Below are 21977 nucleotides of genomic sequence, written 5' to 3'. Positions count from 1 at the left end.
AATTGCGCATAAAGATTGCCAGGAAAGAGCAATTGGTGTTTTCTCAAAAGGATGTTGAGGTGAGTTATGCTACGTGAGTTTGCTGTGTACCGTCCACGTCAGGTGGCGCGTTTCGTTAAGACTTTGTTTAAAGGTCAGTTCTCAATAGTCGGTGTGGGCGAGTTTCGTTTTGATAATGGAAAAGTGTTACTGCCAGACGTCAAAAATCCGCAACATCTTTCAATTTTTAGAGAAGTAAACCAAGCGATTCTCTCTCTCCCAATTTAAAATCAAGAATTGTAAAAGAGCGACTTTAGTCGCTCTTTTTTGTTGTCGCTATTCTTCGAGACTCGGTGGGAAACAGACTCCTGTGCCACCTAAGCCGCAGTAACCGTTTGGGTTTTTCGCTAGGTATTGCTGGTGGTAGGTTTCTGCAAAGTAGTATGGTCCAGCTGGCTGAATTTCGGTCGTAATGGTCGAGCGCAGCTCTTCTTGTAGTGCTTGTTGATATTGAGTTTTTGATTTTTCAGCTGCATTCTGTTGTTCTTGCGAGTAAGTATAAATGGCAGAGCGGTACTGAGTTCCTAAGTCGTTACCCTGGCGCATTCCTTGAGTCGGGTCGTGTTTTTCCCAAAATACCGCCAGCAATTGCTCTAAAGAAATCACGCGTTCATCAAATACCACGCGTACTACTTCGGTATGGCCAGTTTTGCCGGTGCACACTTCTTCGTAAGTTGGGTTTGGCGTATAACCGCCAGCGTAACCGACCGATGTTGAGAGTACGCCATCGAGTTGCCAAAAAAGACGTTCAGCTCCCCAAAAACACCCCAGGCCGAGTAATAACTGTTGCTGGTTGGCTTTTGGCTGCGCTGTTAAGCTCGATTGATTTACAAAATGCGTGTCCTCGATCTGCATTGGTGCCTCTCTACCGGGCAGCGCATCTTCTATACTGATCATTGTCTGTTTGTTGAGCATGGTATCTGTCCTTTAATACATGTCTTAATTTTGCGAAAAACTCTATTCAGTCTGAATATGATGTTGTGATGACATAGACCTTGTTAAACCTATTAATATTACAGACTTAGCCTTTATTTGGCGTTATTATTGTTTACGTTTATTTAACCTCGTCCAGCTAAAAAGCATGATAAGAAAAGCTACTCCGATCATTGTCAGCCTACTTGCCTTTTCTCATAGCGCTTACGCCGATGTATCCCTTACGATAAAGGGGATTGATGGCGCGCTAGAAGATAATGTGAACGCTTATTTGTCTTCCATTCCTGAAGATGATTACTCTACGTCTTTGCGTTTTCAGGCGCGATTAGAACAAAGTATCACCGAAGCACTCAATGCGCTCGGCTATTATCATGCGAAAATTTCATACACTATTACGAAAGATAATGATGAGTTGATCGTTAACGTCCAACCGGGTGAACCTGTCAGAATTAAAGTCATGGACGTGGTGATATCAGGTGAAGCGAATCAAGATGAAGAGTTTACTAAGCTGCTCAATAAGTCGCCGCTCAAAGTGGGCCGTATCCTAAACCATGGAGAGTATGATTCTCTGAAATCAAGCATTCGTAATTTGGCGCTGCAACGTGGTTATTTTAATGGTGATTTTGAGCTTAGTAAGCTTGAAGTCATTCCAGAGCTTAATGAGGCGAATGTACGCTTACATTACAACAGTGGTATCCGCTACTACTTTGGTTCAGTGGAAATTACGGGTAGCCAAATCTGGGAAGAGCGTGTGGCGTCACTTCGCCCGTTTAAGGAGGGGGAACCCTATTTAGTTTCAGAAGTCGGTCAATACAATCAAAACTTGTCCAATACTGATTGGTTCTCATCTGTGTTTGTTGAACCAGATTTAACTAAGCTTGACGATGGACGAGATTTACCGATTAAAGTGTCCCTCGCTCCTGCTGCGAAAAACCAAATTGAAACGGGTATTGGTTATTCAACCGATACTGGTGTCCGCGGGACATTAAAGTGGAAAAAACCGTGGGTGAGTGCACGAGGCCATAGTTTCGACACTGCACTTTCCCTGTCTAAGCCAGAGCAAACTGTCACCGCAGGTTATAAAATCCCACTTGATGATGTATTGCACGAGTACTACCAACTTCAGTTCGGTTTAAAGCGTCTTGATAACCGTGATACGGAGAGTTTGGAATCAAACCTGGCAGTCGAGCGCCATTGGATTACCGATGGTGGTTGGCATAAGACTCTGTACGTACGTCACCTGTATGAAAACTATTCTCAAGGCTTGCAAGAAGACGGTGTACAGTTTGTCCTTCCTGGTGCGTCTTTTTCAAGAACCCGAACTCGTGGCGGAAATATGCCAATGTGGGGAGATAAACAAAGCGTGACTATCGAGTACGGTGATCCCGCGGTGTTGTCCAACACTCGAGTGTTGCGACTACTAGGGCGTACATCGTGGATTCGCGGTATTGGAGAAAATCATCGTGGTTTGTTACGCCTAGAGGGCGGGGCAAATATTACCGATGAACTTGAAAAACTGTCGCCATCGCTGCGTTTCTTCGCTGGTGGTGATAACAATATTCGTGGTTATGGCTATGAGTCGATTTCACCAGTTGATGAGAGTGGCGCTTTGACGGGTGCTAAGTACATTGCGACCAGCACGTTGGAATATCAATATCGTGTCTATGGCAATTGGTGGCTAGCTGCGTTTTACGATTACGGTGATGCATTCAATAAAACCCCTGATTGGAAAGCAGGTGCCGGTGTTGGTATCCGTTGGGCTTCTCCTGTTGGTCCTGTGAGTTTTGACTTCGCATGGGGCCTAGATGCCGTGCCTAAGAATGATTTCCGCATCCACTTCTCTTTAGGGCCTGAATTATGATGAAAACAACCCTTAAGTGGACGAAATGGTTTTCGCTTGGTCTGCTTGGTTTTGTGTTGCTGATTTCGCTCTTGATAGCGACAGTATTATTTACTCACCCAGGTTTGAAGTTAGCACTTTGGGGAGCAGAAAAGGCTTTGCCTCAACTTAAAGTGGAAGAGGTACAAGGTTCGCTGTTTCCACGTTTTGCTTTGCATAATGTCAGTTTTGTTGATGAGTCTCTTCATGTTGATGCCAAGGTGGATAGCTTAACGCTAGCGATTAATTTCCGTTGCTTCTTCGATCCTAAAGTGTGTGTGGATGAGTTGTCACTGCAAGGTGTAAACTTCCAGATGCCAGAGCTGCCGCCTTCAAACGAAGAGCAAGAAGAAGAAACACCACCGCTTCGTTCAATCAGTACTCCCGTTCCTATTTTTGTTAACAACGTTAGCTTTAACGACATCAACCTGAACATCTTGGGTAACAAGATTGATTGGCAAGATTTCTCGACTGCATTGTCGATGCAAGGTGACCGATTGGTCATTGCTCCAACTGCATTGAAAGCTATCAATGTGGCACTTGCACCAAGTGAAGGTGCGACAGAAGAGAAACCAGCGCAACCAAAAGATACGGAGCCAAAGACTAAGCAAGCAGAGAAGCAAGCTAAAGCGACCCCAGACTCTACGGAAGATCAACAAAAAGACGCGAAAACCCAAGTTACAGCAGAAGCTAAACCTGAAGGGATTGTACTGCCTGAGGTATGGATTCCGCTTACCATTGAAGCAAAGCGTCTGGATATTCATGATTTTAAATTAGCTGGCGACACTCCAGTTGTCGTTCACCATCTAGGGCTAGAAGCAACAGCAGGTGGTGACAAAGTCGATGTCAAAACGCTAGAACTTGATATGCCAGAAGTGGAAGGCCAATTAAGTACTCAAGTAACATTATCAGCCGATTATCCAATTCAAGCGCAGATTGACGCTCTGGTTAAACAAGCGGATGTAAAAGGTCAGAAACTATCGCTGTCTGCATCTGGTTCGGTTGGCGATTTATCATTGCAGGCGACGTTATCTGACTTGGTGAAAGCCAAGATTGAAGGCCAAGTTCAACCGCTCAAACCTGAGTTGCCATTTGATATCAAGCTGAAAGATGTTGCCGCGCAATGGCCATTAAGTGGTAAGAGTGATTACCAAGTTTCTGTTCCTAGCCTCGCAGCCAAAGGCTCACTAAAGGGCTATACCGTTGCGCTAGAAACTAAGGCTTCGGGTAAAGATATTCCTGCTGTGGACGTGGTGTTAGACGGTAAAGGCACCCTGGAACAGATCGATTTGGACAGTCTCGTTGTCAAAACGTTAGGCGGTGAATTAGCTGGTAAGGTGATGGCTAACTGGTCAGCACCAATTAACTGGCAAGCAGATCTGAATTTGAAGAACATTCAGCCTGGTTTGCAATGGAAAGAAGCGGAAGGTGACATCAGTGGTAGCCTATCAACTTCTGGCTCTCTAACTGAGCAAGGTGGCTGGCAAGTCAGCCTACCTAAGCTAGACATCGACGGTATTTTGCGTGGCTACCCACTGAATATTGAAGGCCAACTAGAGGCATCAGATAAGACAGGAAAGGGCGAAGACATTCGGCTTAATACGCAAGGCTTGGCTTTATCTCATGGTCCAAACTCTTTGCGCGCAAAAGGTAAGATCGACAAACAGATCTTGATGGATGTTGAGGTTAACTTCCCCGATTTCGCAAAAAGTGTTCCTGATCTTGGTGGTAAGATGAATGGTACAGTTGCACTGCGTGGCAGTTTAAAGCAGCCAGACATTAGCTTAGATCTCGCGCTTAACCAAGTGAATTGGCAACAGCAGGCAAAGGTAGAAACCATCACTCTAAAAGGGGATGTGACGCCTCTGCCTGCACCAAAAGCCGATGTTAGTCTGGTTGCGAAGAGCATTACCTACGATGACATTAACATCGATAGTGCTGATTTGGAGTTAAGTGGTGATGAGAAATTGCACCAACTGACTCTAGACGTGGTTTCAGACATCGTTTCAAGTAGTTTAGAAATCGAAGGCACCTTCAAGCAGAAACCAGAAATGATCTGGGATGGTGCATTACGCCGACTCACGCTAAGTACGCCACAAGGCCCTTGGGCACTACAGAAATCGACGGCCGTTAAAGTCAATATTGATAAGCAGATTGCGGATGTACAAGCACACTGTTGGCTACAGTCAAAATCAAGTGTGTGTTTGAGTGAAGATATCAGTGTCGGTAAGAGCGGCGAAGCGAAGTTAGCCATCACTAACTTTGATTTCGACCAAATCAAACAGTTCTTACCAGCCGAAACCAAACTGCAAGGTTCAGTGAACGCCAACGCTTTTGCAAAATGGTCTCCAGACATGAAACCGGAAGTCACGGTGAATGTGGATATGCCGCAAGGTCAGGTAGAACAAACACTAGAACAGCCAATTAAGGTTGGTTGGGACAGTGTCAGCCTTAAAGCTAAGTTAGCCCAAGACAAACTGGATGCCGAGTGGTTATTTGACGTTACAGATAACGGCGATTTATCTGGGAAGGTGTCGTTAAATGATGTCTCGTCAGAGCGGCCAACTATCGATGGTAAGGTATCACTATCAACGTTCCATTTAGACTTCTTGGCACCACTGATCGGTGAGTACAGCCTATTTAAAGCGAACATGAACACCGACCTGGCTCTGTCTGGTGATGTGATGCATCCGAAAGTGGATGGTAAGTTCCTGATTGACCAAATGAAGCTGCAAGGTGAAGTCACGCCAATCGATATTAACTCTGGGCAAGTTGCGATTAATTTCAAAGGTCATCAAGCGGATTTAGATGCGGGTATTATTACACCTGATGGCAAGCTTGAAATTAATGGTGATGCAGATTGGAGCGACTTAGAAAACTGGCACACCAAAGCCCGAGTATTTGCCAAAGAGTTGAAAGTTGATATGCCACCTATGGTGCGAATTAAAGTTGAGCCAGATATGACCATTGATGTCACGCCAACTTTAGCCAAAGTAGAGGGGAATGTTAACTTACCTTGGGGGCGTATTTTGATTGATGAGCTGCCACCAAGTGCGGTCAGTGTGTCGAGCGACACGGTTATCTTGAACAAAGAAATGCAGCCAGTTGATGAAACCCCTGCATTACCATTTAATGTTGAAACTGATATTAATATTAAAATTGGTGACGAGTTTCAGCTGTCAGCCTTTGGTCTAAAAGGTGAGCTGCAAGGTAACTTGAACGTGACGCAAAAAGATAAAGGTCCGTTTATTGTCGGTGAAGTAAACATCATTGATGGTTCTTACCGTTCATTCGGCCAAGATTTGGTGATTGAAGAAGGCAAGATCATGATGAATGGTCCTGCAGATCAGCCTTATGTTTCTATTAAGGCAATTCGTAACCCAGATAATACTCAAGATGATGTCACTGCAGGTGTTCGAGTGACGGGACCCGCGAGTGATCCTTCGGTAGAAATCTTCTCTGATCCTGCGATGCCACAAGCAAATGCATTATCTTACTTATTACGTGGTCAAGATATTGATGCGGAATCTGGCGGTAATGCGATGACTACTACGTTAATCGGTCTAAGCTTAGCAAAAAGCGGCAAAGTTGTTGGTGAGATTGGCGAAGCATTCGGTGTGCAAGACTTGCAGTTGGACACGGCAGGTTCAGGTGATGACTCTCAAGTAACGGTCAGTGGCTATATTTTACCAGGCCTTCAAGTGAAATATGGCGTTGGTATTTTCAATTCGTTAGGTGAATTCACCGTTCGCTACCGTTTAATGAAGGATTTGTACATCGAGGCGGTGTCTGGATTAGATAGTGCTGTCGATATTCTTTACCAATTCGAGTTTGATTAGGTGCATTCGATAACAAGGAGCAGTTATGCAGCATCTCGTATTTGTCTATGGCACTCTTCGTCAAGGAGAGTCAAACCATCACTACCTGAAGTCAGCACAGTTTTTGGGGCATCATGAGACTGATGCCCAGTTTGCGCTGTTCGATCTAGGGCCTTATCCGGCATTGTCTCGCGGTGAAAAGAGGGTGTTTGGAGAGGTCTACCTTATTGATGAACAAACGTTAGAAGCTTTAGACCTGCTTGAAGATGTGCCAGTGGAGTACCGACGAGAGAGCATTGCAACACCGTTTGGCCAAGCTTGGATCTATCTTTATCAAGATACAGAACAACTTTCCGAAGAGATTGCTTCAGGAGATTGGTGCCAGCGAGTGTGAACTATACTTGAACCAGCAACGTATGCATTGACGATATATACAACAAAGACTTGGGAGGTCTGCGATGAAATATCTATCTCCAATCATACTACTGCTGCTTGTTGGTTGTTCTAATAGCACACCGCCAAGCGGTACTGACAGCATGCAATGGAATCAATACGGTATGCAGCGCGCGGAAGCGGGTGATACTAAGCTGTCTATGCAAGAGCTTAACAAAGATGATGAGCTTTACATGGCGTATAGCAACGGCTATGAAACAGGTCGTGCTAACTATTGTGCTCAAGACGCTTTCTCATTAGGTGAAAGCAGGCGTTATTACCGAGGTATTTGCGATGAGATTGACGATAGGTTTCGTCGAGAATATGAGTTGGGCAGAACCCTCAAGGGTAGTAAACGTTACTGATTTAATCGCCCCTAGTACAGCTTAGAACAAAGAGCCGCAGTTAATAAGCGCGGCTCTTTGTCTCTTTATTAGAGGCTATTTTTGGCCTTGAGCGCGTTCATAAGATTCTAAAATCTCAGCTTTCGCAGCTTCTACATCAGCCCAACCGTCGACTTTCACCCACTTGCCCGCTTCAAGCTCTTTGTAGCGTTCAAAGAACTGCGTGATTTGGGCTTTGAGTAGCTCTGGAATATCGTCAACATCTTGAATGCCTTCGTACTCTTTTGAGATTTTAGAGTGCGGGACAGCGAAGACTTTCGCATCTTCACCCGATTCATCTGTCATTTTCAGTACACCGACTGGACGGCAGCGAATCACAGAACCTGGCATTAATGGGTAAGGGGTCGGAACCAGTACGTCCACTGGGTCGCCATCTAGAGAAAGAGTATCGTTCACGTAGCCATAGTTACATGGGTAGAACATTGGCGCAGACATGAAACGGTCGACAAATACAGCACCAGTGTCTTTATCTACTTCGTATTTGATTGGATCCGCGTTAGCAGGGATTTCGATAACGACATAGATATCGTCAGGCAGTGATTTACCTGCTGGTACGTTGTTTAAGCTCATTTGAATATTCCTTTTCATTGAGGATTAAGCGTTTAGAGGCTTAATCTGGCTAACATTTACGCAGTTCACTTTAACGACAAAAACGCGGCAGGTAAACACCCGCCGCGTTGGACAAAGGTCTGAAATTAGTCTTCTTCGCGATTCAGCTCAAGAAACTCTTCGACTTTGTTGACCATGTTCTTTGAACCCACAAAGAAAGGCACGCGCTGGTGCAGTTCAGTAGGTTTCAAATCCATAATGCGGTTTACACCGTCAGACGCCAAACCGCCAGCTTGCTCAATTAAGAATGCCATTGGGTTGCATTCGTACAACAGACGCAGTTTGCCTTGAGGGTGGCTTTGCGTGCTTGGGTACAAGTAGATGCCGCCTTTAAGCAGGTTACGATGGAAGTCTGCAACCAATGAGCCGATGTAGCGAGATGTGTATGGGCGACCATCTTCAGGCACATTCTCCTGACAGTACTTGATGTACTTCTTCACACCCTGCGGGAAGCGGATGTAGTTACCTTCGTTGATCGAGTAGATCTTGCCGTCTTCTGGGATCATCATGTTTTCATGAGATAGACAGAAGCTGCCAATCGATGGGTCGTAAGTGAAGCCGTTTACGCCATTACCCGTGGTGTAAACCAACATGGTGGATGAGCCGTAAATCACGTAGCCCGCCGCCACTTGTTTGTGGCCAGGCTGCAGGAAGTCTTCTTCTGTTGGTGGGGTACCAATAGGAGAAACTCGACGGTAAATAGAGAAAATCGTACCGACTGATACGTTCACATCGATGTTTGATGAGCCATCGAGTGGGTCCATTAGCACAACGTACTTTGCGTTTTGGTTAAGTTCTTTATTGAACGCAACCGCTTCATCTTCTTCTTCACTGGCAACGCCACACACTTGGTCGCGTGCTTCGAGCGCTGCTTTGAACTTGTCGTTCGCGTATACATCAAGTTTTTGCTGATCTTCGCCTTGTACGTTCTCTGTACCTACAGCGCCAGTGATATCACCAAGACCTGCCGCATTGATTTCGCGGTTTACGATTTTTGCAGCTAAACGAATAGAAGCTAATAGAGATGAAAGATCACCGCTAGCGTGGGGGAAATCCGCTTGTTTCTCAACAATGAATTCGCCTAGGGTGCGCAGTCCTGACATGGTTTATCCTTACATTTTTCATTTCGTTGGGGGTGTTACGCAATGGGGTCATCTCTTTATGGATGTTAAACGATTGCGTTAGATGTAAGTTTATGACGTAGATCTTATTAATGGTAATGAAGTAACCGACTGAGATCGCAAATTATTTGTCTTATTGCATAAGAAGCGAATCTCTTGGTTAATGCTTGGTCAGTCAGCCCTAAGCCCTGTCAGATTTGTGAAAGAGACTGCAAGAACACAGCGAAAGGCTCTCGCTTTTCTGGTGGTTATCACGATAATGAAAGGATTAAAGAACGCATTACAAGGTTAAGTTTATGCACATTCATATCTTGGGTATCTGCGGCACGTTTATGGGCGGTGCGGCAATTTTAGCGCGTCAGCTAGGTCATAAAGTGACGGGTTCGGATGCCAACGTTTATCCACCAATGAGTACCCTGTTGGAGTCTCAAGGTATTGAAATTATTGAAGGCTTTGACCCTTCTCAGCTTGACCCACAACCTGACCTCGTGGTGATTGGTAACGCGATGAGCCGTGGTAACCCATGTGTTGAGCATGTGCTGAATACCAATATGCGTTACACCTCTGGCCCACAGTGGTTACAAGAGTTTCTATTACACGATCGCTGGGTTCTGGCGGTATCGGGTACCCATGGTAAAACCACCACTTCAAGTATGTTGGCTTGGATCCTAGAAGATTGTGGCTACCAACCGGGATTCCTTGTTGGTGGTGTGCTGGGTAACTTCGGTGTATCCGCTCGTTTGGGTGAGAGCATGTTCTTCGTCGTCGAAGCGGATGAATACGACAGTGCTTTTTTCGATAAACGATCTAAGTTTGTTCACTACCACCCACGCACGCTGATCATGAATAACCTTGAATTCGATCATGCGGACATCTTCGACGATCTAGAAGCGATCAAGCGTCAATTCCACCACTTGGTGCGCACTGTTCCGGGCAACGGTTTGATCCTTGCACCAAAGCAAGATCAGTCGCTACAAGACGTGATCGAGCGCGGTTGCTGGACTGAAAAGCAGTTCTCTGGTATCGATGGTGATTGGCAAGCACACAAGCTGGTTGTTGATGGCTCAAAATTTGAAGTGTCACTGCAAGGTGAGAAAGTAGGCGTTGTGGACTGGGACCTTGTTGGTGACCACAACGTAGATAACGCTTTGATGGCTATTGCTGCTGCGCGTCATGTTGGTGTTGCACCAGAACTGGCTTGTCAGGCTCTTGGTCGCTTTATTAATACCAAACGTCGTTTGGAGCTAAAAGGCGAAGAGCAAGGCGTGACGGTTTATGATGATTTTGCTCATCATCCAACGGCGATTGAACTGACATTGGGCGGGTTACGTAACAAGGTTGGTGAAAAACGTATCCTTGCCGTTTTAGAGCCTCGTTCTGCGACCATGAAACGTGGTGTGCATAAGAATACTTTAGCGGCTTCTCTACACAGTGCCGATGAAGTGTTCCTCTTCCAACCAGATAGCATTGATTGGTCGGTACAAGAGATTGCAGACCAGTGTAAACAGCCTGCGTTTGTTGATGCAGAGATGGAAACTTTTGTCGCAAAAATCGTCGAACGAGCGCAACCGGGCGACCAAATTCTCGTGATGAGTAATGGTGGCTTTGGTGGTATCCACGGCAAGCTTCTAGAACAACTGAAACAAAAAGCTTAATGACATTTATGCAGCAAAAAGTAACCCCTAAAAAAGCCATCACATTAGCACTAACGGGTGCCTCTGGTGCCCCATATGGACTTCGTCTTCTTGAATGTTTAGTGGCAGCGGATTACCACGTCTACGTGTTGATCTCTTCGGCTGCCCGCGTGGTAATGGCGACCGAACATGACCTGAAACTGCCAAGTGGCCCTGAAGCGGCGCAAAAGGCGCTGGTTGAACACCTTAATTGCAATCCAGATAACATCACCGTTTGTGGCAAAGATGATTGGTTCTCGCCTGTGGCTTCGGGCTCTGCGGCACCTAAGCAAATGGTGGTGTGTCCATGTTCTGCAGGGAGTGTCGCGGCTATTGCACACGGCATGTCGGATAACTTGATTGAGCGTGCTGCTGATGTGGTAATGAAAGAGCGCGGACAGTTACTGCTTGTGGTGCGTGAAACACCATTCTCGACGTTGCATCTTGAAAATATGCACAAGCTTTCGCAAATGGGTGTCACCATTATGCCTGCAGCGCCGGGCTTCTATCATCAACCTAAAACTATCGAAGACTTGGTTGATTTCATGGTGGCGAGAATTCTGGATCACCTCGGCATTGAGCAAGGTTTAGTGCCACGTTGGGGTTATGACCAACGTTGATTGTGTAATCAATAAAAGACCTTTACAATCCATCCAACTCATCGGGGAGCAAACCCATTTGGCATTGATCTTATCAATACTATTGGGCGCTGAGACCTAATCGCTTAACGTTGTTGAGCAAACAGGGACCCGTATTACCTGAACCAGATAATGCTGGCGTAGGAATTGAGTCTGGATATTGGAAGTCCTAAATACCGTCTCAACCCTGTGCCGCTCAACTCATTTTTACTAATGCAAATGGAGAGCGAGCAGTGAAAACCACTCTTAGTCTGATTGCCCTTGCAGCCATCACTTCTACTTCAGCGTTTGCCGCTGAAAACACTCTAACTGTCTACACGTACGACTCTTTCGCTGCCGATTGGGGACCTGGTCCTAAAGTCGAAAAAGCTTTCGAAGCCAAATGCGGGTGCGATGTTAGCTTCGTTGCGCTGGACGACGGTGTTTCTATTCTTAACCGCCTTCGTTTAGAGGGAAACAATAGTAAAGCGGATATCGTGTTAGGTTTGGATAACAACCTGATGGCGGAAGCGAAAAAGACCGGGCTACTGGCTGAACATAATGTCGATACATCGAAAACGACTTTGCCTAGTGGTTGGAAAGACAAGACCTTCGTACCATATGACTACGGCTACTTTGCGTTTGTATACAACAAGGAGAAGTTGGCGAATCCTCCAAAAAGCATGAAAGAGCTGGTGGAAGAGCGTGATGATCTTAAAGTGATTTACCAAGACCCTCGTACTTCAACGCCGGGTCAAGGCTTGATGTTGTGGATGAAGTCTATCTACGGCGATGATGCGACTCAAGCGTGGAAGCAACTGGCAACGAAAACAGTTACAGTTACTAAAGGCTGGTCAGAAGCTTACTCGATGTTCTTGAACGGTGAGTCAGATTTAGTGCTGTCTTACACGACCTCTCCCGCGTACCATTTGATTGCAGAAGATGACGCGAAATACGCAAGCGCAGATTTTGCCGAAGGGCACTACATGCAAGTGGAAGTGGCGGCTAAGGTGAAAGGCTCAAAGAATGCTGAGCTTGCGGATGAGTTCATGAACTTTATTTTGAGTGATGATTTCCAATCTGCGATGCCAACAGGTAACTGGATGTACCCAGTGACTGACGTTGAATTACCAAAAGGCTTTGAAACGCTGAGCGTGCCAAGCAAGCCATTAAGCTTCAGCGCAGACGAAGTCGCGAAAATGCGCAAGACTTGGATTCGCGAGTGGCAAAGCGCATTGACGTTCTAATATAGGTTCTACTTTTGAATTCTGTTCCGAAAATAGGGTTAGGGGTCGCGATGATTATCGCGACCTTTGTTGTTTCTGCCCTAGGTGCTTTGATTGTTCAAGCGCCTTCACTTGATGTGTCTATGGTGTGGGGAGACCCATACTATCAACACGTCACCAAGTTCAGCTTCTACCAAGCTTTCCTTTCTACACTATTGAGTGTTGGCTTTGCTATTCCTGTTGCTCACGCACTTTCTCGACGTGAGTTCTTTGGGAAGTCTCTACTACTAAAGTTGTTTGCGTCTACCTTAGTTCTGCCGGTGTTAGTTGGTGTATTTGGCTTATTGGCGATTTACGGTAACAGCGGCTTGTTAGCACAATGGCTGAAAAGCATCGATTCGGAGCTGCCGTTTTCCATCTATGGCCTGAACGGTATTTTACTTGCGCATGTGTTCTTCAACATGCCTTATGCGGCGCGCCTACTTTTGCAAGCATTGGAATCGATCCCCGCAGAGCAACATAAACTGTGCGCGCACCTTGGAATGAGCCATTGGGACAAGTTTCGTTGGGTGGAATGGCCACGCCTAAGGCAGCAATTACCACACGTAAGTGGCTTAGTGTTTATGCTTTGCTTTACCAGTTTTGCCACCGTGATGGCGCTGGGTGGCGGACCGAAGTCGACCACCATTGAACTCGCCATTTATCAGGCGATTAAGTTCGATTTTGATCTGCAGGCTGGGGCGCTTTTGGCACTGTGGCAAATGCTACTATGTGGCTTGTTAGCGATTGGCGTGCAGAAGTTGACGAAACCAGTCTCAGTAAGCGCTGGTAGCACATCGGTACAGCAATATTTAACGAAGGATCATGGGTGGTCAAAAGCTTGGGATAGCTTTTGGATCATAGGTGCCTTTTTACTAGTAATACCGCCACTTGTGATGGTGGTGTTCAGTGGTATAAACCAACAAGTTTGGTCGGTATTGACCGATGAGCGTTTTTGGTCTGCACTGCTTAATTCACTCAAAGTTGCGGCACTGGCGAGCTCTCTTGCCGTTGCAGCAGGCGTATCGATTTTACTGACCAGCCGACGTTGGCGATTGCAGTGTAAAAACACTCGCGCCGATCAAATTGAGCTTATCGGAACCATTATCTTAGTAACGCCGGGATTGGTGATCAGTACCGGATTGTTCCTGTTACTGCGATCGTTTACCGATGTTTTCAGCTTGGCGTTTTTTGTGGTTATTTTGGTCAATGGCTTAATGGCATTGCCATATGTGATTAAAACCTTGTCTCAACCCATGTTACATATTGAACAGCAGTACCAGTACGTGTGCGCCAGTTTGGGTATGCGTGGTTGGCAACGTTTTAAAGTCGTGGAGTGGCAAGCACTGCGCAAGCCATTTGCACATGCTTTTGCTATCAGCTTTATGTTTGCAATTGGCGACTTAAGTGCGATTGCCTTGTTCGGTGGGCAAGAGTTTAGAACCTTACCGCTGTATCTATTCCAACTGCTGGGCAGTTATCAAATGGATGCCGCTGCAGTGGTATCGGTTACCTTGTTGTTACTCAGTGTCGGCTGTTTTGCGGTGATTGAGAAAGTGTTGAAAACGAAGGAGAGAGCGCAATGTTAGTGTTGGATGATGTGCAGTACACCTATCAACGTGAACTGTTTCGTTTTGACTTAGCCATTCAGCGTGGGCAAATTGTTTCGCTAATGGGGCCGAGTGGGGCGGGCAAATCTACCCTATTGGCGTTAGTGGCTGGTTTCATCAATCCAGACCAAGGCGATATTTTGGTTGATGGTGAGTCTATCGTGCGTAAAGAGCCTTATCAGCGTCCGTTTTCAATGCTGTTCCAAGAGCATAACCTGTTTGCTCACCTGTCAGTAAGGGACAATATTGGTTTGGGCTTACATCCGGGGTTAAAGCTCACGGTAGACCAAAAACTGCTTGTTGAGCAAGCGGCGAAGCAAGTCGGGGTTGTTGAGTATCTGGACCGTTTACCAGAACATCTTTCTGGTGGTCAGCGTCAGCGTGTGGCACTTGCGCGTTGTTTTGTTCAGCCGCATCCAATGTGGTTACTCGATGAACCTTTTTCTGCACTAGATCCAGTGCTGCGTGAAGAAATGCTGACACTGGTTAAACAGCTTGCTGCTGAGCGTGGTATTACCGTTTTGATGGTGACGCACCATCTAAGTGACGCCAGAGCGATTGCTAGTCATTTTGCATTTGTAGCTGGTGGTCAGGTTGAAGCTGCTGGTGCGATTGGTGAGCTTAACGCTCAACATAGCAGTGAAGCATTGAAAGCCTTTGTCAAAGCGGCGGGGTAAGTCTTCTACATTGTAAAAATAAAAGGTTGATGCAAGCATCAACCTTTTTTGTTTTATGAGTTTGAATGAGCGCGTTAACCTTGAGGTTTCACTACCATTACATTGATTGGTGAGTTCTCTACCACTTTACTTGCCACAGAGCCCAGCATCACTTTGTTGATCTTTGAGCGTTTATGGCTTGGCATAATGATAAGGTCAGCACCTAAACGTTCTGCGTAATCAAGGATGGTTGCATACGCCTTGCCTTCTGCAACGTGGACTTTGTAGATCACTTCGTCATCAATATGTTGGTCTGCAAAGGCTTTGAGTTGCTGTTTTACGTCTTGCTTCATTTTCGCCGCCGCATCTTTCGGGAAGTAAGTTGCGACCATCGACATATGAATACCAGGCAAAACAGTTAACAAGTGAACTTCAGCATTGGCTTGCTTTGCCTGCCATACCGCTAATTCAACAGCGCGGTCAGAAAAGCCTTGGTCATTTAGATCAACCGGAACAAGAATTTGTTTGTACATTCAATGTCTCTCATTGAGGCCCCTTATCCTCGGGGCCAAATCGGTTATGCGCTCAGCTGTTCCTTACGAGCACGACGTTTTTGGTTCAGGGCAAGTACCAGCAAGATCATTAAGCAAGGCACAAATACCCATTCTTTCATTGGACGATCTGCGTCTTGAACAATCCATTTGATCTCCCAGTCGAAGTCGACTCCGGCTGACTCTGCCGGGCTGCCAAACTCAACCATGTCTACGATCATTTTGCCGTCGTTCTCGGTCAGCATTAGGCCCATTGAAGAAATACGTTCTTCAGCGGTTGCTGCTTTATCTTCGAACGGAAGACGTACCGTTTTTTCAACGTAGTCACCTTCAAGGTTTTCACCGGCGACACGTAACTCTATGGATTCTCCTACATTTAGCCCTTCTGTTATTTGAGCTATCTCAACGCCAGGGGAAAGAACTTTCGCGGGATAAAGCATGTCCCACCAGAAACCTGGTCTAAAGAAAGAGAAAGTGAGCACTAATAGGAGAACGGTTTCCCACCACTTGTTACGTGTGAACCACCAACCTTGTGTTGCTGCTGAGAAGATCAACATCGCAATGATCGAAGAGATCACGGTTAACGCCAAATGCCACCATGTATCGATCCCCATTAATAACAGTTGTGTGTTGAAAACGAACATGAATGGCAGAATTGCGGTTCGAATATCGTAGGTAAAGCCTTGAATACCAGTACGAATTGGGTCTGATTTTGCAATAGCTGCTGCTGCGAAGGCAGCCAAACCGACTGGCGGCGTATCATCGGCAAGAATACCGAAGTAGAACACGAATAAGTGCACCGCAATCAGTGGGATGATCAAGCCGTGTGCTGCACCTAAAGTGACGATAACTGGCGCCATCAGTGTTGATACCACGATGTAGTTTGCTGTGGTTGGTAGACCCATACCCAAGATCAAGCTGATCACTGCAGTAAATAGCAACATCAGTATGATGCTACCGCCGGAGATGAACTCAACAAAGTCCGTCATTACAAGGCCAATACCAGTTAGTGTTACTACACCAACAACGGTACCCGCAGCTGCGGTCGCAACACCGATACCAATCATATTGCGCGCACCAGAGACTAAGCTTTCAGCTAGATCGACAAAACCGTCTTTAGTTTGTTCGACAAGATCACCCTCTTTGGACAACACTGCAATCAACGGACGCTGTGTCAGCAAGATGAAGATCATAAATACCGTGGCCCAGAATGCTGATAGGCCTGGCGAAAAACGCTCAACCGTCAAACACCAAACCAATACGACGATAGGCAATAGGTAGTGCAGACCAGATTTAATTGTTGGGCCCGGATCTGGTACTTCGGTTAGCTCAGCATCAATTTCAATCGCGCCATCTTTAACGTGATTCGCTGAAATCTTCACAAGACCGACATAAGCAATCAGTAAAGCTACAGTAACGATAGGTGTTGCTGCATCGCCGAAGACGTCTTTAGTCCAACCCACACCGTAGTAAACCAAGGCGCTGATGACGCACAAGCCAAGGATAGTGCCAGTAAATGATAATAGGCTTTGTAGCATGGTTGGGTTGTGGCGACGAGGAAGGCCGGTCATGCCTGCTTTACATGCTTCAAGGTGAACGATGTAAATCAGAGCAATGTAGGAAATAAGTGCAGGAAGTAGGGCTGCTTTGATTACTTCAACGTAAGAGATACCAACATATTCAACCATTAGGAAGGCTGCAGCGCCCATGATAGGCGGCGTCAGCTGGCCATTGGTTGAAGCAGCTACTTCTACTGCGCCCGCTTTGGTACCAGGAAAACCAACACGTTTCATTAGCGGGATGGTGAATGTACCTGTGGTTACCACGTTAGCGATGGATGAACCTGAAACGAGACCGGATAGACCGGATGCTACAACCGCCGCTTTCGCAGGGCCGCCTTTCATGTGACCAAGCAGTGAGAAAGCAACCTTGATGAAGTAAGCGCCCGCACCAGCACGTTCTAGCATGGCACCGAAAAGTACAAATAAGAACACGAAAGATGTTGATACACCAAGCGCAACGCCAAATACACCTTCTGTTGTTAGCCATAGGTGCGACATCGCTTTGTTTAAGCTTGCACCTTTGTGGGCAATTACGTCGGGCATGTATGGGCCCGCGAAGGTATAAGTCAGGAACACGGCAGCCACGACCATCAGTGGTGGACCTAATGCGCGTCGTGTTGCTTCAAGTAGTAAAACCATACCTGTAACGGCAACCACGATATCCATGGTGGTTGGAGCGCCTGAACGGCCAGCCAGTTCGGTATAGAAAATAAAGATATAAGCTGCTGAAAAACTGCCCGCTAACGCCAATGCCCAGTCGATTAATGGGATATGATCTCGTGGAGAATTCTTCATTGCAGGATAAGCAGTAAATGCTAAAAAAGTAGCAAATGTAAGGTGGATCGCACGGGCTTCAGTGTCATTCAGTACGCCAAAATTAAAAATAAATGGTAGTGGAGATGCATACCATAATTGAAATAGTGACCAGCACAGCGGAACGAACCATAAGATTCGGCCTTGTAGCCCAGATGGGCTGCGCGCGCCAGTATCGGCTTGAGCCACCATTTCTTGCACATCTTGTGACGGAGTGTTGTTCGTCGACATGTACTTTTCCCTTATTATTGATGGTCCTGTCTTAGATTTACTTTTCGAGAACCTTATTTCGCCTCTTTCAGTGTAGTGAATAGGGCAAAACTTGCTTCTTATTGGTGTCTGGCTGTTTCCAGTAGAACGGCAAAGCTCTGGATTAAATAAAGCCAGCTTTAATTTTTCTTGAGTAATTGAACGCGATTCTAGGAAATAGAACCGGATAATTGAATTGAACAGGCGATTAGAACTACCACCTGCTTTCAAGCAGAGAGCCATCCCTCTCTGCTTGATTTATGGCGAATTGGTTATTTAATCAAACCAATTTCTTTGTAGTATTTTTCTGCACCTGGGTGAAGAGGGATAGAAAGACCAGCTTTCACCATGTCTTCTTTTTTCAGGTTTGCGAATGCTGGGTGTAGACGTTTGAATGTGTCGAAGTTTTCGAACACAGCTTTTGCTACGTTGTATGCAACATCATCTGATACATCTGTTGTTGTTACCATCGTTGCCGCAACACCGAAGCTATTTACGTCTTTGTCTGTACCGCGGTACATGCCAGCTGGAACTGTACTGTATGCGTAGTATGGGTTGTCTGCTACGATCTTTTCGATCTGTGGACCCGTTGCAGATACTAGCTTAGCATCACAAGATGTTGTTGCTTCTTTGATTGAACCGTTCGGGTGACCAACCATGTAGATAAACGCATCGATCTTGTTGTCACATAGCGCTTGTGAACGCTCAGAGCCTTTTAGCTCAGATGCCAGTTTGAAGCTGTCGTTTGTCCAGCCCATAGCATCCATTACTACGCCCATTGTCGCGCGGTCACCAGAACCAGGGTTACCGATGTTTACACGTTTACCTTTCAGGTCTTGGACACTTTCAATACCAGAGTCTGCGCGTGCAATGATGTTAAAAGGTTCTGTGTGAAGAGAGAACATCGCGCGTAGCTTCTTGTATGGACCTTGATCTGCAAACTTGCTTGTACCGTTGTAGCCGTGGTACTGCCAATCCGATTGCACGATACCAAAATCCAGCTCACCAGCACGAATTGTGTTCACGTTGTAAATAGAACCGCCAGTAGACTCTACAGAACAACGAACGTTGTGGTCTTTACGACCCTTGTTTACCAATTTACAAATTGCACCACCGGTAGGGTAGTAAACACCAGTTACAGAACCTGTGCCGATTGTGATGAATTCTTGAGCGTTAACAGCGCCTGCGCCCATTACAGCTGCAGCGATTGCGCCTACTTTAATAAGTTTGGTAAATGCCATGAATTTCCCTTCCTTTATTTTTTATCTACCCAAAAGTAACCATAAGTTACTTCTGAAGTTTCCTGTCTGGAAACGGCATCTTTTTCAATCCTAATGTTTGAAAAAGCGAGCGAATAATAACAAAAATTTGGCAGAAAATTATCCGATTGTTAAAACTTATAGCGAAAAAATCTAATGGGTAGTCATGGGAGTAAAAGAAAATAGAGAGTAATAGTTCTTTTATTACAGCTACTTAAGTGTTTTCTGGTGGGGTTGATGAAAATAATTAATAGCGTGATGTGTGTCACGTTTTTTGTGGGTGAAAATTAGCCTAATTAGCAAACATTTTACATAAATTATGGGCTACAAAAATTCAACTATTTTCATAGCCCATAAGTAGTTAGCATTAACCAGCGTACTCGAATAACTCACATACGGATTGGAACAACTGTTCCGTCGTTACTGCCATTGTTGGTGTGATAAAAATGGTGTCATCACCAGCAACCACACCTAAGATGCCCTCGGACTTACCAAGTGAGTCAAGTAGACGAGCGATAAGTTGAGCTGCGCCTGGACCAGTATGGATAACAACTAAAGCGGCGTTGTGGTCGATGTCTAACACCAATTCACGCAGAGAGCTACTTACTGTTGGGACGCCTAGCTCAGCAGGAAGACAGTAAACCATCTCCATTTTCGCATTACGTGTACGAACCGCACCAAACTTGGTTAGCATGCGAGAGACTTTAGATTGGTTAATACTTTCGAAACCTTGCTGTTTTAGTGCATCAACAATCTCACCTTGTGAGCCAAAGCTTTCTTCTTTTAATAGTGCTTTAAAAGCGCGAACTAAATTGTCTTGTTTTTCTGAATTGCGCATAGTGTTTTTTGATTCTCTTCATCTAAGTATCAGCAATGTGCATATTTTCGCATAGATATTCATCTAAAGCCAAAAGCTCCAACTAATATGTTAATTCCATCACTGTAAACCCCAAAGAGAATAGTGTTTCGTATTGTTCCAAAAACTAGGTGAAAAATGACATTGAATTTCTTGTCATTTCAGTCGAATAACAGAATAATCGAGGCCTCATTTGTAGCACGATAACAGTGAGTTGCGCGAGGTCGCAAAGCTGACGTTAATTGATTGTAATCAAGTTGTGATTCCGATAGCTTTATTTTAGCTGGTTACAAAATACCCTACGAATACGTTTATAAGAGAAATACTCTCAAGGAGAACTACATGAAAGTAGCCGTTATTGGTGCCGCTGGTGGCATCGGTCAAGCTCTGGCCCTTCTACTTAAGAACCGCCTTCCTGCAGGTTCTGACTTAGCCCTATACGATATTGCTCCAGTAACTCCTGGTGTGGCAGCCGATCTTAGCCACATCCCAACTCCGGTTTCTATCAAAGGTTACGCTGGTGAGGATCCAACACCTGCACTTGAAGGTGCGGACGTGGTACTTATCTCAGCTGGTGTTGCTCGTAAACCTGGTATGGATCGCGCAGATCTATTTAACGTAAATGCTGGCATCGTTAAGTCGCTAGCAGAGAAGATCGCGGTAGTATGCCCGACAGCATGTGTAGGTATCATCACTAACCCAGTGAATACCACAGTGCCAATCGCTGCTGAAGTGTTGAAAAAAGCAGGCGTTTACGACAAGCGCAAACTGTTTGGTGTTACAACGTTAGATGTTATCCGTTCAGAAACATTCGTCGCTGAACTAAAAGACAAAGATCCAGGTGACATTCGTGTGCCTGTTATCGGTGGTCACTCTGGCGTAACCATTCTTCCTCTGCTTTCTCAAGTTGAAGGTGTTGAGTTTACCGCTGAAGAAGTGGAAGCTCTGACGAAGCGTATTCAGAACGCAGGTACAGAAGTTGTAGAAGCTAAAGCGGGTGGCGGTAGTGCGACTCTATCTATGGGTCAAGCAGCGTGTCGCTTTGGTCTAGCGCTAGTTCGCGCTCTTCAAGGTGAAGAAGGTGTGGTTGAGTGTGCATACGTAGAAGGTGGCAGTGAGCACGCTCCTTACTTTGCACAACCTGTGAAGCTAGGTAAAGATGGTGTCGAAGAAGTGCTAAGCTACGGTGCTCTAAGTGACTACGAAAAGTCAGCACTTGATGGCATGCTAGAAACGCTAAATGGTGATATCAACATTGGTGTTGAGTTTGCTAAATAAGCCTCTCTCCATATAAAGAGCATCATATAATGACAAAGCCGATCTTAAGATCGGCTTTTTTGATCCTTTTTTATTGGCTTACGTATCAGAGTCAGAACCAAGCAGCGTTGTGAAGGAGAAGATGATGGAAGCAAGTCGAATCCGTAAAGGTATGGTTGTAGAGTGTCAGCAGGGAGTAGGGACCATTTTGGTGGTTGACCAAGAAGCGGAAACGGTACTGTTGGCTAAGCAAGGCTCTGAAGAGCAATTAGCGGTTAGCTTCGATGAAATAGAAGATAACCCTCAACTCCATGGTAGTAGTGACCAGTATTACTAGAATGATGTTCAACGTTTAAAAACAACAGATAATAAAA

Annotated in this window: 19 protein-coding genes; 12 read left to right on the top strand and 7 right to left on the bottom strand. The window is 45.7% G+C overall.

The annotated features are described in order from the left end of the window. The first annotated feature begins 66 nt into the window (after positions 1 to 66). Positions 67 to 267 carry a DUF1107 domain-containing protein gene (locus BSZ04_RS22010; protein ID WP_010445417.1) on the top strand — a complete coding sequence of 67 codons (201 nt, stop codon included), beginning with the start codon at positions 67 to 69 and terminating at the stop codon, positions 265 to 267. Positions 268 to 315: 48 nt separating this feature from the next. On the opposite strand, the gene msrA is transcribed toward BSZ04_RS22010, so the two are convergent. Further along, the gene (msrA, locus tag BSZ04_RS22005) at positions 316 to 954 is read right to left on the bottom strand and encodes a peptide-methionine (S)-S-oxide reductase MsrA (protein ID WP_088881378.1); all 639 of its coding nucleotides are present in this window, start codon (positions 952 to 954) and stop codon (positions 316 to 318) included. A 166-nt stretch (positions 955 to 1120) separates the two neighbouring features. Here msrA and tamA point away from each other — a divergent pair, with 166 nt between their 5' ends. From tamA to BSZ04_RS21985, 4 genes are all read left to right on the top strand, one after another. Further along, positions 1121 to 2833, top strand: coding sequence for an autotransporter assembly complex protein TamA (tamA, locus tag BSZ04_RS22000; RefSeq protein ID WP_088881377.1), 1713 nt, complete (start codon positions 1121 to 1123; stop codon positions 2831 to 2833). Further along, positions 2830 to 6690 carry an autotransporter assembly complex protein TamB gene (gene tamB, locus BSZ04_RS21995; RefSeq protein ID WP_088881376.1) on the top strand — a complete coding sequence of 1287 codons (3861 nt, stop codon included), beginning with the start codon at positions 2830 to 2832 and terminating at the stop codon, positions 6688 to 6690. Before tamA ends, tamB begins: the two co-directional genes overlap by 4 nt. Positions 6691 to 6715: 25 nt before the next feature. Then, on the top strand, positions 6716 to 7063 hold the full coding sequence (locus tag BSZ04_RS21990; protein ID WP_010445423.1) for a gamma-glutamylcyclotransferase family protein: 348 nt from the start codon (positions 6716 to 6718) through the stop codon (positions 7061 to 7063). Between the two features lie 64 nt (positions 7064 to 7127). Further along, complete coding sequence (locus BSZ04_RS21985; protein WP_010445425.1) at positions 7128 to 7466, top strand: DUF2799 domain-containing protein; 339 nt, start codon at positions 7128 to 7130, stop codon at positions 7464 to 7466. Between the two features lie 75 nt (positions 7467 to 7541). Here BSZ04_RS21985 and ppa read toward each other — a convergent pair whose 3' ends face one another. Together ppa and fbp are read right to left on the bottom strand one after the other, a co-directional pair. Further along, a complete protein-coding gene (gene ppa, locus BSZ04_RS21980; protein WP_088881375.1) occupies positions 7542 to 8075 on the bottom strand; it encodes an inorganic diphosphatase in 534 nt (177 codons plus the stop codon). Positions 8076 to 8200: 125 nt separating this feature from the next. Next, entirely contained in the window at positions 8201 to 9217 is a 1017-nt protein-coding gene (gene fbp, locus BSZ04_RS21975) for a class 1 fructose-bisphosphatase (protein WP_005430527.1), read from the bottom strand. A 314-nt stretch (positions 9218 to 9531) separates the two neighbouring features. Here fbp and mpl point away from each other — a divergent pair, with 314 nt between their 5' ends. The 5 genes from mpl (at position 9532) to thiQ (ending at position 15077) form a co-directional block, all read left to right on the top strand. Continuing rightward, positions 9532 to 10890, top strand: coding sequence for a UDP-N-acetylmuramate:L-alanyl-gamma-D-glutamyl-meso-diaminopimelate ligase (gene mpl, locus BSZ04_RS21970; protein ID WP_088881374.1), 1359 nt, complete (start codon positions 9532 to 9534; stop codon positions 10888 to 10890). After that, the gene (locus BSZ04_RS21965; RefSeq protein WP_038885341.1) at positions 10890 to 11528 is read left to right on the top strand and encodes a flavin prenyltransferase UbiX; all 639 of its coding nucleotides are present in this window, start codon (positions 10890 to 10892) and stop codon (positions 11526 to 11528) included. The genes mpl and BSZ04_RS21965 overlap by 1 nt, the downstream gene beginning before the upstream one ends. A gap of 251 nt (positions 11529 to 11779) precedes the next feature. Next, the gene (gene thiB / locus BSZ04_RS21960; RefSeq protein WP_088881373.1) at positions 11780 to 12772 is read left to right on the top strand and encodes a thiamine ABC transporter substrate binding subunit; all 993 of its coding nucleotides are present in this window, start codon (positions 11780 to 11782) and stop codon (positions 12770 to 12772) included. A gap of 14 nt (positions 12773 to 12786) precedes the next feature. Then, the gene (thiP, locus tag BSZ04_RS21955; RefSeq protein WP_088881372.1) at positions 12787 to 14379 is read left to right on the top strand and encodes a thiamine/thiamine pyrophosphate ABC transporter permease ThiP; all 1593 of its coding nucleotides are present in this window, start codon (positions 12787 to 12789) and stop codon (positions 14377 to 14379) included. Beyond that, a complete protein-coding gene (thiQ, locus tag BSZ04_RS21950) occupies positions 14373 to 15077 on the top strand; it encodes a thiamine ABC transporter ATP-binding protein (RefSeq protein WP_088881371.1) in 705 nt (234 codons plus the stop codon). Before thiP ends, thiQ begins: the two co-directional genes overlap by 7 nt. Before the next feature lie 74 nt (positions 15078 to 15151). On the opposite strand, the gene BSZ04_RS21945 is transcribed toward thiQ, so the two are convergent. The 4 genes from BSZ04_RS21945 to argR all read right to left on the bottom strand — a co-directional run bounded on the left by BSZ04_RS21945 (position 15152) and on the right by argR (position 20328). Further along, a complete protein-coding gene (locus BSZ04_RS21945; protein WP_005430588.1) occupies positions 15152 to 15589 on the bottom strand; it encodes a universal stress protein in 438 nt (145 codons plus the stop codon). Between the two features lie 44 nt (positions 15590 to 15633). Further along, the gene (locus BSZ04_RS21940; RefSeq protein ID WP_038885337.1) at positions 15634 to 18213 is read right to left on the bottom strand and encodes a TRAP transporter permease; all 2580 of its coding nucleotides are present in this window, start codon (positions 18211 to 18213) and stop codon (positions 15634 to 15636) included. A gap of 290 nt (positions 18214 to 18503) precedes the next feature. Next, the gene (locus BSZ04_RS21935) at positions 18504 to 19472 is read right to left on the bottom strand and encodes a TAXI family TRAP transporter solute-binding subunit (protein WP_010445448.1); all 969 of its coding nucleotides are present in this window, start codon (positions 19470 to 19472) and stop codon (positions 18504 to 18506) included. A 385-nt stretch (positions 19473 to 19857) separates the two neighbouring features. Continuing rightward, positions 19858 to 20328, bottom strand: a complete 471-nt coding sequence (argR, locus tag BSZ04_RS21930) for a transcriptional regulator ArgR (protein WP_010445450.1) — start codon at positions 20326 to 20328, stop codon at positions 19858 to 19860. A gap of 360 nt (positions 20329 to 20688) precedes the next feature. On the opposite strand from argR, the gene mdh reads away from it, so the two are divergent. Both mdh and BSZ04_RS21920 read left to right on the top strand, forming a co-directional pair. Next, positions 20689 to 21624 carry a malate dehydrogenase gene (gene mdh, locus BSZ04_RS21925; RefSeq protein WP_038885336.1) on the top strand — a complete coding sequence of 312 codons (936 nt, stop codon included), beginning with the start codon at positions 20689 to 20691 and terminating at the stop codon, positions 21622 to 21624. Between the two features lie 124 nt (positions 21625 to 21748). Beyond that, positions 21749 to 21940: a hypothetical protein gene (locus BSZ04_RS21920; RefSeq protein ID WP_010445455.1), complete on the top strand. Its 192-nt coding sequence runs from the start codon at positions 21749 to 21751 to the stop codon at positions 21938 to 21940. Positions 21941 to 21977 lie beyond the last annotated feature (37 nt).

It is taken from the genome of Vibrio rotiferianus, from assembly GCF_002214395.1.
Classification (GTDB): domain Bacteria; phylum Pseudomonadota; class Gammaproteobacteria; order Enterobacterales; family Vibrionaceae; genus Vibrio; species Vibrio rotiferianus.
This window is presented reverse-complemented; position numbering and strand designations above follow the sequence as displayed.

Bases quoted from the DNA above. Each gene is read 5' to 3' on its own strand.
- BSZ04_RS22010 (WP_010445417.1), top strand. From the start codon at position 67: ATGCTACGTGAGTTTGCTGTGTACCGTCCACGTCAGGTGGCGCGTTTC.
- msrA (WP_088881378.1), bottom strand. From the start codon at position 954: ATGCTCAACAAACAGACAATGATCAGTATAGAAGATGCGCTGCCCGGT.
- tamA (WP_088881377.1), top strand. From the start codon at position 1,121: ATGATAAGAAAAGCTACTCCGATCATTGTCAGCCTACTTGCCTTTTCT.
- tamB (WP_088881376.1), top strand. From the start codon at position 2,830: ATGATGAAAACAACCCTTAAGTGGACGAAATGGTTTTCGCTTGGTCTG.
- BSZ04_RS21990 (WP_010445423.1), top strand. From the start codon at position 6,716: ATGCAGCATCTCGTATTTGTCTATGGCACTCTTCGTCAAGGAGAGTCA.
- BSZ04_RS21985 (WP_010445425.1), top strand. From the start codon at position 7,128: ATGAAATATCTATCTCCAATCATACTACTGCTGCTTGTTGGTTGTTCT.
- ppa (WP_088881375.1), bottom strand. From the start codon at position 8,075: ATGAGCTTAAACAACGTACCAGCAGGTAAATCACTGCCTGACGATATC.
- fbp (WP_005430527.1), bottom strand. From the start codon at position 9,217: ATGTCAGGACTGCGCACCCTAGGCGAATTCATTGTTGAGAAACAAGCG.
- mpl (WP_088881374.1), top strand. From the start codon at position 9,532: ATGCACATTCATATCTTGGGTATCTGCGGCACGTTTATGGGCGGTGCG.
- BSZ04_RS21965 (WP_038885341.1), top strand. From the start codon at position 10,890: ATGACATTTATGCAGCAAAAAGTAACCCCTAAAAAAGCCATCACATTA.
- thiQ (WP_088881371.1), top strand. From the start codon at position 14,373: ATGTTAGTGTTGGATGATGTGCAGTACACCTATCAACGTGAACTGTTT.
- BSZ04_RS21945 (WP_005430588.1), bottom strand. From the start codon at position 15,589: ATGTACAAACAAATTCTTGTTCCGGTTGATCTAAATGACCAAGGCTTT.
- BSZ04_RS21940 (WP_038885337.1), bottom strand. From the start codon at position 18,213: ATGTCGACGAACAACACTCCGTCACAAGATGTGCAAGAAATGGTGGCT.
- BSZ04_RS21935 (WP_010445448.1), bottom strand. From the start codon at position 19,472: ATGGCATTTACCAAACTTATTAAAGTAGGCGCAATCGCTGCAGCTGTA.
- argR (WP_010445450.1), bottom strand. From the start codon at position 20,328: ATGCGCAATTCAGAAAAACAAGACAATTTAGTTCGCGCTTTTAAAGCA.
- mdh (WP_038885336.1), top strand. From the start codon at position 20,689: ATGAAAGTAGCCGTTATTGGTGCCGCTGGTGGCATCGGTCAAGCTCTG.
- BSZ04_RS21920 (WP_010445455.1), top strand. From the start codon at position 21,749: ATGGAAGCAAGTCGAATCCGTAAAGGTATGGTTGTAGAGTGTCAGCAG.